The following is an 8,075-nucleotide window of genomic DNA, read 5'->3' on the forward strand; positions in this document are numbered from 1 at the left end:
TGGGGACGCGCCGCGTGAATCGGGCGAGCCGCGATGCGCGCCGGCATGGCCGGCGGCGCGATTGTCCGGCTGCACCGCGCCGCCCTTCTCATGCACGGCGTTCGGGCTTTCTCCATGCGGCTGGGAAGCACCCGAGGGCAATTGCGAGCGTCCCGGCACGCCCGGCGAGATGTTCTGGGCCGAAGCCGCGCCCGGCGCGCCGGCCGCCGCCGCGAACGCGCCCGCCGTGACGACGATGCGCAGGATGGCTCGATATCGGCTGTTCATGGCGTTCTCCTCCCGAGTGGATTGATAGGATCGCCAGCAGCAAGCCGCGTTCCGCCGCGCCGGCGACGCGGGCATCGCGCTTGCGCGCTCGATGTGTCATCACCTTGACCGCGCGAGCCACCATGAAGCCGACATCCCCACCCGAATCCCCCTCTTCCCCCGGCGAGCAGCCTGTCGAGGTCCGTCGCGGCCAGGTCGAGTCGATGCTCTCGCGCAAGGCGTTTCGCGAACGCTATCGCGCGCGCTTCCACGATCCGGCCTTTCGCGGCGAGGATGCCGCCATTGCGCGGCTCGAGGCGATCGCCTGGGACGCCTATTCGAACGGGCGCAAGTCGCCGCTCACGCACGCGGCCGGCCCCGGCTTCGCCGATCCCGGCTACGCGCTCTCGGACGAATGGCGCGCCGCGCGCGAGCGGATCGAACAGGCACAGGCGCGGCAAGCCGATCCCGCCTCGCCCTCGCGCGTGCTGGTGGTCAACGCGTCCTCGCGCAACGACTACACCTGCCCGGGCGAGATGTCGAAGAGCTTCCGGCTCAGCGGCATCCTGCGCGAAACGCTGGAAAACCGCGGCTGCGAGGTCGACCTGCTCGACCTGTCGCGGCTCGCCTCCGATCCCGACCTGCACATCCATCCCTGCAAGGGCTGCGTGTCCAGCGCGATGCCGCTGTGCCACTGGCCCTGCAGTTGTTATCCGAACCACTCGCTGGGCCAGGTGAACGACTGGATGAACGAGATCTACGCGCGCTTCGCGGCCTGCCACGGCGTGATCTTCGTCACGCCGGTGTACTGGTACCAGGTCAGCAGCCCGCTGAAGCTGATGATCGACCGGCTGGTCTGCGCCGACGGCGGCAATCCCGATCCGAGCTCGACGCACGGCAAGCAGGTCGAAGCGGCCAAGCGGCTCGAGCTGGCCGGCTGGGATTATCCGAAGCACCTGGCCGGGCGCGCCTATGGCGTGATCGTGCACGGCGACGTGGCCGGCATCGAGCCCTCGCGGCGCGCACTGAGCGACTGGCTGGACTGGACCGGCCTGGTCGAATCGGGCGCGAAATCGCGCCTGGATCGCTACCTCGGCTATTACGAGCCCTATGCCACCAGCCACGCGACGCTCGATCGCGACGAGGCGCTGCAGCAGGAAACCGCGAACGTCGCCGAGGCGGTGGCGGCCAACGTGGCGCGGCTGCGCCAGGGTCATGCGCCGCCCGACGCCGAACTGCCGACGCCGCGTGCCAAGTAGCGCGGCGCAGGCCGATCCGCTTCATCGGCCCGCGCCGCCCATCCGTTTCGCCAATCCTTTGTAGCGAGTGCTCGTTCACCACTTCCGCGCCGCGCCAGCCGTCACGACGTGCCGCGGCGCACGCGCGGCGGCACGCCCCCTGCTGCCTCGTGACAGGCAAACCCGGCCACGGCAACCGCCGCGCGCCCCAATCCAGTCACCGGGAGCCACCATGAAAGCACTTGTCTACGAAGGGCCGAGAAACGTCACGGTCAGGAACATGCCGGACGCGAGGATCGAGAAACCGACCGACGTGCTGGTGAAGATCACCACCACCAATATCTGCGGATCGGACCTGCACATGTACGAGGGCCGCACCGACATGGAAGCCGGCCGCATCCTCGGCCACGAGAACCTCGGCGTGGTGATCGAGGTCGGCCAGGGCGTGGAGCGCGTCAAGGTGGGCGACCGCGTCTGCCTGCCCTTCAACATCGGCTGCGGCTTCTGCAAGAACTGCGAGCGCGGCCTGACCGGCTTCTGCCTGACCGCCAACCCCGGCATGGCCGGCGCGGCCTATGGCTTCGCCGGCATGGGCCCCTACAGCGGCGGCCAGGCCGAGCTGCTGCGCGTGCCCTTCGGCGACTTCAACTGCCTGCTGCTGCCGCCCGACGCCGAGGAAAAGGAGAACGACTACGTGATGCTGTCGGACATCTTCCCGACCGGCTATCACGCCACCATGCTGGCCGGCGTCGAACCCGGCGACAGCGTGGTGATCTACGGCGCGGGGCCGGTCGGACTGATGGCGGCGATGTCGGCGCGCCTGCGCGGCGCCGCCGAGGTGATGGTGGTCGACACCCACGCCGACCGGCTCGCGCTGGCCGAGCGGCTCGACGCGATCCCGATCGACGACAGCGACGGCGGCGCGATCGATCGCGTGCTGGAGCTGACCGGCGGCGAAGGCGCCGATCGCGGCTGCGAATGCGTCGGCTACCAGTGCAGTTGCCACGGCCGCGAGGTGCCGCATGCCACGCTCAATGCGCTGGTCAAGGCGGTGCGGCCGACCGGCGGAATCGGCGTGGTGGGCGTGTTCGTGGCCGAGGATCCGGGCTCGCCGGACAAGCTGGCCCAGCAGGGCAAGCTGGCCTTCGACTTCGGCCCGTTCTGGATGAAGGGCCAGCGCATCGCCACCGGGCAGGCCAACGTCAAGGCCTACAACCGCAAGCTGCGCGACCTGATCCAGGCCGGCCGCGTGCAGCCCTCGCGGATCATCTCGCACGAATTGCCGCTGGAGCAGGCGCCGGAAGGCTACCGGAAGTTCGATGCGCGCGAGGACGGCTGGACCAAGGTGGTGCTCAAGCCGGCCGCGTAGGCGGCGACGATCGCGGCATCGATGGCGGCATGGCCGGCGGCGTGCCGCGCCTCCTCGCGAGACAGGCGGCGAACGGCTCGCCGCCGCGTTTCAACGACGCCGCACGGCCGCCACGAACAGCCCGAGCGCGACCACCAGCAGCGCGATGCAGCCGATCCGCTCGACCAGCGCCATCGCGCTCGACACGCCCGCGCCGGACGCGCCGGCGAAGATGCCGAAGCCGCGCACGCCGGCGATGACCGCCACCAGCAGACAGACGGCCGCGTAGCGCAGCATGGCCAGCGGCCGGCCCCGGCTCGATGCCGGCGCGGCCGGCTCGGTGGGCTGCTCAGGCATGGCGCGCGCCGTGCGGGCCGCGATCCGCTGCCCGCCCCGGCAGGGTCCGCCGGGCCGCGTTGACCGGCAGCGGCGGCACGCGTTCGGGATCGCGCAGCGGTTCGGGAGGTGTCTCGGGCAGGTCGTCCTGCTCGGGCAAGTCCTCGACGTCGGGATCGGGCATCGGCGGGATCTGGGTCGGGGACAAGCGGAAGGTCCGGCCGGAATGGATTCGGTTCATCGTCGCTCCTGTGGGCGGTGGGTGAAGCCAGGAAGCGCGCAAGACATGTACCGCGCGCCGCCGGGGGCAAGGGGGTGATGGCCGCGCGGCCCTGCGCGACTTCCGTCGAATGGCTACGAGGCACGAGGCGCCCGCCCGGGCCGGCATGCGGCTTGCGCGGATCAGGCAACCGACAGGAGCCGCCATGGAACTGACCGATGCGATCCCCGCACCCGCACGTGACGATGCCGCCTCCCACGCCGACGCGCCGCCCACCGCGCTCGGCACCTGCCGGCGCTGCCCGCTGTGGGCCGACGCGACCCAGGCGGTGGACGGCCGGGGCCCGGTACCGGCCGCGCTGATGCTGGTCGGCGACCAGCCCAGCGACCACGACGACCGGCACGGCGCCCCCTTCAGCGGCACCTCGGGCCGCATCCTCGAGCGCGCGCTGCGCGAGCTCTCGCTGGCGAGCGGCAAGGTCTATCTCACCCACGCGGTCAAGCATTTCAAGTGGGAAGCGCGCGGCAGGCAGCGCCTGCATCGCACGCCCGCGCCCGACGAAGTCGCGGCCTGCCGCTACTGGCTCGACCACGAGATCGAGGCGGTCAAACCACGCGTGATCGTGGCGCTCGGCACGCTGGCCTGGCGCACCCTGCTCGGCGATCCGCTCGCCAGCCTGCCGGCCACGGCGCTGACGGTCCGACTGCCGGGCGGCTCGCGGATCGTCGCGGCCCCGCATCCGGCACTGGTGATGCGCACCCGCGACGCGGATTCGCGCGAACGCGTCTACGGCCGGCTGGTCGATGCGCTACGCATCGCGAAACGGCTGGTCGAGGCCGACGCGGACCAGCGCTGAAATCGATGGCGCGGGCAATGCGATATCGCCCGGCAAGAACGACCGCGCCGACGGCGATCCGCGCGATCGCATCGCTCGCCGGCGCGATTCCGCGCCTGGTCAGCGCATCGAAGCGGGCATCTCCGCTCCGGCATGACGCATCATGGCGCTCGTCATGGCACGCCGCTGGAGCGGGCCGTCATGCGCCGCGCTCACGGTCAATTGCCGTTGGCAGGACGATTGCCGCTGCCCGCGCCGCCAGGCGCCATCGGGTGCATGCCCGGGTCGGTGCGGCTGCGCATCGCCGCGCCGCTGTCCTGGCCCTGTGTGCCCGAGGCCGGGTAATGCGGATCCTCGCCGCGCGCGCCGGGCGGGGTGCGCGTCGGCGCCTGGGTGGTATCGGTCGGCGCAGGCCGCATGGTGGTCTGTGCCTGGGCGCCGGCGGACATGCCGGCCAGCACCAGCAGCGAAGCGGCCGTGGCCGCGCGAAGCAAGGGTCGGGGGATGCGATGCATGGGAAGGATCTCCTTCGGATTGAGGAAATCCAGGGCACGCAATGGGTGTTCCGGAGATGTGACAGATCGGCGACAAGCCGGCGCGGCATCCCGGCTGCGCGACGCCGGCCAGTGGCAGGGCCTGGATCCATCGCCGTGCGAGGAACCGGGGCGCGGCACGGCCGGCGGTTTTGACAAGTCTTGCAGAAAGTACCGCATAAGCCGACGCGCCGACGCGCATCGATGCCGCCATCAGCCCCGCCCGCGCTCCCGCTTGCCCGGCGCGGGCGTCGAGCCGGGTTCGTCCGAGTGGGTGACGGTGCGGCGCTCGGGCGTCAACACCACCGAGGCGCCGCCGATCGGTTCGACCGCGATCCGGTTGTCCACGCTCGCCACCGCGGGGCATTGCGCGGCGGCATGGCCGATCGCCTCGCGCAGCGCGTCGGTCGGCACCTTGCCTTCCAGCGTGACGTGCGCCTGGCGCACGGCGATCGAGACGCGGCCCGCGCCGGCATCCAGAACCGGGGCGATCGCCTCGCGCACCGCGCGGTCGATTCCGGCATCGTCGTCGCGGCCCTCGCGCGGGACCGCCGGATTGTGCGGATCGTCGCGCGGCGCGCCGGGCTCGTCGTCCGCGCCGGAGGCCGCCGTCATCAGGCTCGGCCCCGCCCCGCCTGCGGCGGGCCCCTCGGTGATCGGGAGCGCGCCGAGGCGGCGCCAGTCCAAGCCCGCATGATGCGCGGCGAAATGAAGTCGGAATGTCATGGTGGCCTCCACGAAACAGGGTGGTCGGGGTAATAGGCGATACGCGCGGCAGTTTCGCAAGCGCGGGCCCGTCGCGCGATCAACGCCATCGATACGTAATCAACATGCAAGCATCGTGCCGCCTTTGCCCGGGCACATCGATTGCGCGAAAGCGGGATTCCAGCCGATCCTCCGGAGTCCAGATGAACGTGCCCCAGTTGCGCATCCAGCCCCTGCCATTCGACCCGATGTTCGAGCGGATCCCCGACGACGAGGCCGACACCACCCGGCAACTGCTTGCCGCCCTCGAGGACATCCAGGCCACCACTTCGCGCGACTACGCGCATGCGGTGCGCAGCGTGCATGCCAAGAGCCACGGCTTGCTGGAAGGCGAACTGACGGTGGACGGCGAGCTTCCGCCGGCGCTGGCGCATGGCGTGTTCGCGCGTCGCGGCAGCTATCCCGTGACGCTGCGGCTGTCGACCAACCCCGGCGACGTGCTGGACGACGCGGTATCGACGCCGCGCGGCCTGGCGCTGAAGATCGCCGAGGTCGACGGCGAACGCCTGCCGGGCAGCGAGGTGCATACCACGCAGGACTTCGTGATGGTCAACGCCCCGGCGTTCGCGGCGGCGACACCGAAGGCCTTCGTGCGCAGCCTGGCGATGCTGTCGAAGACCACCGATCGCGCGCCCGGCGGCAAGAAGGCGCTGTCGGCCGTGATGCGCGGCGCCGAACGCGCGCTCGAAGCGCTCGGCGGCGAAAGCGCGATGCTGAGGAATCTCGGCGGCCATCCGGCCACGCACATCCTCGGCGAGCGCTTCTACACCTGCGCGCCCTGCCTGCACGGGTCGTATTTCGCCAAGCTCGCCGTGGTGCCGGTGTCGCCGGAACTGCTGGCCTTGCGGGACGCGCCGATCGACCTGAAGGGCCGGCCGAACGCCTTGCGCGAGGAAGTCGAGGCCTTCTTCGCCGTGCACGGCGGCGAATGGGAGCTGCGCGTGCAGTTGGCCACCGACATCGAGAAGATGCCGATCGAGGATGCCTCGGTGGTCTGGCCGGAAGACCTGAGCCCGTATCTGCGCGTCGCGACGATCCGCGTGGCGCCGCAACCGGCCTGGAGCGGAGCGCGCTCCGCGGCGATCGACGACGGCATGGTGTTCAGCCCCTGGCACGGGCTGGCCGCGCATCGTCCGCTGGGCGGCGTGATGCGCGTGCGCCGCAGCCTCTACGAAGCTTCCGCCGCGTATCGCAGCCGCTTCAACGGCTGCCCGGTACACGCTTGATACGCGCGGCGCCAGCCACGTCGCCGCCCCGGCTTCGGGCGAGGCAAGGCGCGCCGCATGGCACCGCATCGAAGCGGCTCGCCATAGGCGCACGACGGGGCACGGTCGTTGCGTCGACAACGAACCACGTGCCGGCTAGCACCCCGGCACCCGACTTTCATCTGCCAGGAGGAACCGATCCATGACCGATCACACCGACCAGACCACCATGCGCGACCCGCTCACCCAATACCCGCGCCCCGACTTCGAGAAGCAGCCGCAACCGGCGCCGGGCCTGGCCCGCGAGATGCGCCCGAAGCCCGACCACGGCGAGCAGAGCTATCGCGGCTCGGGCCGCCTGAAGGGCCGCCGCGTCCTGATCACCGGCGCCGACAGCGGCATCGGCCGGGCCGTGGCGATCGCCTTCGCGCGCGAGGGCGCGGACCTCGCCCTGAACTACCTGCCCAGCGAGGAAGCCGACGCGCGCGAGGTGGTGGAGCTGGTCGAGGCGGCCGGCCACAAGGCCATCGCGCTGCCCGGCGACATCGGCGAGGAGGCCTTCTGCCAGCGGCTGGTCGACGAGGCCGTGGCCAACCTCGGCGGGCTCGACATCCTCGTCAACGTGGCCGGAAAGCAGGTCTATGTCGAGAAGATCGCCGACCTGCCCACCGAGCAACTCGAGGCCACCTTCCGCACCAACGTGTTCGCGATGTTCTGGCTCTGCAAGGCGGCCCTGCCGCACCTGCCGCCGGGCGCGACCATCATCAACACCACCTCGATCCAGAGCTACCAGCCCAGCCCCGGCCTGCTCGATTACGCGTCCACCAAGGCCGCCATCACCGCCTTCACGCACGCCTTCGCCAAGCAGGTGATCGACCAGGGCGTGCGCGTCAACGCGGTGGCGCCGGGGCCGATCTGGACCCCGCTGCAGCCGAGCGGCGGCCAGCCCCAGGAAAAGGTCGAGGTGTTCGGCTCGGAAGCGCCCATCAAGCGCCCGGGTCAGCCGGCCGAGCTCGCGCCCGTCTACGTGCTGCTGGCCTCGCAGGAATCGAGCTACGTGACCGGCGAGGTGTATGGCGTGACCGGCGGCAATCATCTGCCCTGAGCGGCGGCGCGGGGAAAAATGACAAGGCGGGCAATTTCCGCCGAGCTCCGGAATCGACGTGCCGGCACGCGCCTGCCCCGGTGCCGGGCGTGCCCGGCGCCGGGAGCCGGCATCGCGCTTGCTCGCCGATATCGATCACGGCATGAGGCATGAATAGGGAGGAACCATGACGCCAAGCCCGCAAACCCAGCCGCGCGGCGATCCGCCGCGGCAACCGGCGCCGCGCCGCCCGGCCGCGGCGCGT

Annotated in this window: 10 protein-coding genes; 5 read left to right on the plus strand and 5 right to left on the minus strand. The window is 71.1% G+C overall.

Annotated elements, in window-relative coordinates; translation table 11 throughout:
- Nucleotides 1-267: hypothetical protein (locus F3J10_RS32970; RefSeq protein ID WP_205200572.1), on the minus strand; the 267-nt coding region annotated here is incomplete at its 3' end.
- A gap of 122 nt (nt 268-389) precedes the next feature.
- On the opposite strand from F3J10_RS32970, the gene F3J10_RS32975 reads away from it, so the two are divergent.
- Nucleotides 390-1,505: a flavodoxin family protein gene (locus F3J10_RS32975; protein ID WP_205200573.1), complete on the plus strand. Its 1,116-nt coding sequence runs from the start codon at nt 390-392 to the stop codon at nt 1,503-1,505.
- Between the two features lie 211 nt (nt 1,506-1,716).
- The gene (locus F3J10_RS32980) at nt 1,717-2,853 is read left to right on the plus strand and encodes a glutathione-independent formaldehyde dehydrogenase (RefSeq protein WP_167243842.1); all 1,137 of its coding nucleotides are present in this window, start codon (nt 1,717-1,719) and stop codon (nt 2,851-2,853) included.
- A 90-nt stretch (nt 2,854-2,943) separates the two neighbouring features.
- Here F3J10_RS32980 and F3J10_RS32985 read toward each other — a convergent pair whose 3' ends face one another.
- The gene (locus tag F3J10_RS32985; protein WP_205200574.1) at nt 2,944-3,189 is read right to left on the minus strand and encodes a hypothetical protein; all 246 of its coding nucleotides are present in this window, start codon (nt 3,187-3,189) and stop codon (nt 2,944-2,946) included.
- Entirely contained in the window at nt 3,182-3,409 is a 228-nt protein-coding gene (locus tag F3J10_RS32990) for a hypothetical protein (RefSeq protein WP_167243843.1), read from the minus strand. Before F3J10_RS32990 ends, F3J10_RS32985 begins: the two co-directional genes overlap by 8 nt.
- A gap of 184 nt (nt 3,410-3,593) precedes the next feature.
- On the opposite strand from F3J10_RS32990, the gene F3J10_RS32995 reads away from it, so the two are divergent.
- A complete protein-coding gene (locus tag F3J10_RS32995) occupies nt 3,594-4,244 on the plus strand; it encodes a UdgX family uracil-DNA binding protein (protein ID WP_167243844.1) in 651 nt (216 codons plus the stop codon).
- Nucleotides 4,245-4,441: 197 nt separating this feature from the next.
- Here F3J10_RS32995 and F3J10_RS33000 read toward each other — a convergent pair whose 3' ends face one another.
- Both F3J10_RS33000 and F3J10_RS33005 read right to left on the minus strand, forming a co-directional pair.
- Nucleotides 4,442-4,738 (minus strand): hypothetical protein, encoded by a 297-nt coding sequence (locus F3J10_RS33000; protein ID WP_167243845.1) that lies wholly within the window; start codon nt 4,736-4,738, stop codon nt 4,442-4,444.
- Nucleotides 4,739-4,969: 231 nt separating this feature from the next.
- Nucleotides 4,970-5,482, minus strand: coding sequence for a BON domain-containing protein (locus F3J10_RS33005; RefSeq protein WP_167243846.1), 513 nt, complete (start codon nt 5,480-5,482; stop codon nt 4,970-4,972).
- Nucleotides 5,483-5,664: 182 nt separating this feature from the next.
- On the opposite strand from F3J10_RS33005, the gene F3J10_RS33010 reads away from it, so the two are divergent.
- On the plus strand, nt 5,665-6,747 hold the full coding sequence (locus F3J10_RS33010; protein WP_167243847.1) for a catalase family protein: 1,083 nt from the start codon (nt 5,665-5,667) through the stop codon (nt 6,745-6,747).
- A 181-nt stretch (nt 6,748-6,928) separates the two neighbouring features.
- A complete protein-coding gene (locus F3J10_RS33015) occupies nt 6,929-7,831 on the plus strand; it encodes an SDR family oxidoreductase (RefSeq protein WP_167243848.1) in 903 nt (300 codons plus the stop codon).
- The last annotated feature ends 244 nt before the right edge of the window (nt 7,832-8,075 follow it).

It is taken from the genome of Burkholderia sp. Cy-637 (assembly GCF_011753175.1).
Lineage (GTDB): Bacteria > Pseudomonadota > Gammaproteobacteria > Burkholderiales > Burkholderiaceae > Burkholderia > Burkholderia gladioli.